1 protein-coding gene is annotated in these 1,373 nt (G+C 68.3%); it reads left to right on the forward strand.

From position 1 onward, the window contains the following. A partial coding sequence (locus ACIHAR_RS39695) for a methylmalonyl-CoA mutase (protein WP_400024137.1) occupies nt 1-1,373 on the forward strand: 1,373 nt, incomplete at both ends.

Here is a 1,373-nt window from a genome sequence, read left to right on the forward strand (position 1 = left end):
TCGGAGTCCGGATTGCCCATCGAGCCGGTGTACGGTCCTGCCGCCCTGGAGGGCTGGGATCCGGTGGAGAAGTTGGGTGAGCCGGGCGGGTATCCCTTCACCAGGGGTGTGTACGCGTCGATGTACACGGGGCGTCCGTGGACGATGCGCCAGTACGCGGGGTTCGGTACGGCGGTGGAGTCCAATGCCCGCTACCGGCAGTTGATCGCCCATGGGACGACGGGTCTGTCGGTGGCGTTCGATCTGCCCACCCAGATGGGGCACGACTCCGATGCGCCGATCGCGCACGGCGAGGTGGGCAAGGTGGGGGTGGCGATCGATTCGATCGACGACATGCGGGTGCTGTTCGGCGGGATTCCGCTGGACCGGGTCTCGACGTCGATGACGATCAACGCCCCGGCGGCGTTGCTGTTGTTGCTGTACCAGCTGGTGGCGGAGGAGCAGGGGGTCGGTGCGCAGGAGCTGACGGGGACGATCCAGAACGACGTGCTGAAGGAGTACATCGCGCGCGGGACGTACATCTTCCCGCCGAAGCCGTCGTTGCGGCTGATCGCGGACATCTTCCGGTACTGCCGGGCGGAGATCCCGAAGTGGAACACGATCTCGATCTCCGGCTATCACATGGCGGAGGCCGGGGCGTCGCCGGTGCAGGAGATCGCGTTCACGCTCGCCGACGGCATCGAGTACGTGCGCACGGCGGTCGCGGCGGGCATGGACGTCGACGACTTCGCGCCGCGTCTGTCGTTCTTCTTCGTCGCCCGTACGACGCTTTTGGAGGAGGTGGCCAAGTTCCGTGCGGCGCGCCGGATCTGGGCGCGGGTGATGAGGGAGGAGTTCGGGGCGAGGAACCCCAGGTCGATGATGCTGCGTTTCCACACGCAGACGGCCGGGGTGCAGCTGACGGCCCAGCAGCCGGAGGTGAACCTGGTGCGTGTCGCGGTGCAGGGCCTGGCGGCGGTGCTGGGCGGCACCCAGTCGCTGCACACCAACTCCTTCGACGAGGCGATCGCGCTGCCGACGGACAAGTCCGCGCGCCTGGCGCTGCGCACGCAGCAGGTCCTGGCGTACGAGACGGACGTGACCGCGACCGTGGACCCCTTCGCGGGCTCGTACGTGGTGGAGAGGATGACCGACGACGTGGAGGCGGCGGCGGTCGAGCTGATGCGGAAGGTCGAGGACCTCGGCGGTGCGGTGGCAGCGATCGAGCGTGGCTTCCAGAAGAACGAGATCGAGCGCAACGCCTACCGCATCGCCCAGGAGACCGACGCCGGCGAGCGTGTCGTGGTCGGCGTCAACCGCTTCCAGCTCGACGAGGAGGAGCCGTACCAGCCGCTGCGCGTCGACCCGGCCATCGAGACCCAGCAGGCGGAGCG

The sequence above is a fragment of the Streptomyces sp. NPDC052016 genome (assembly GCF_044548445.1).
Classification (GTDB): Bacteria; Actinomycetota; Actinomycetes; order Streptomycetales; family Streptomycetaceae; genus Streptomyces.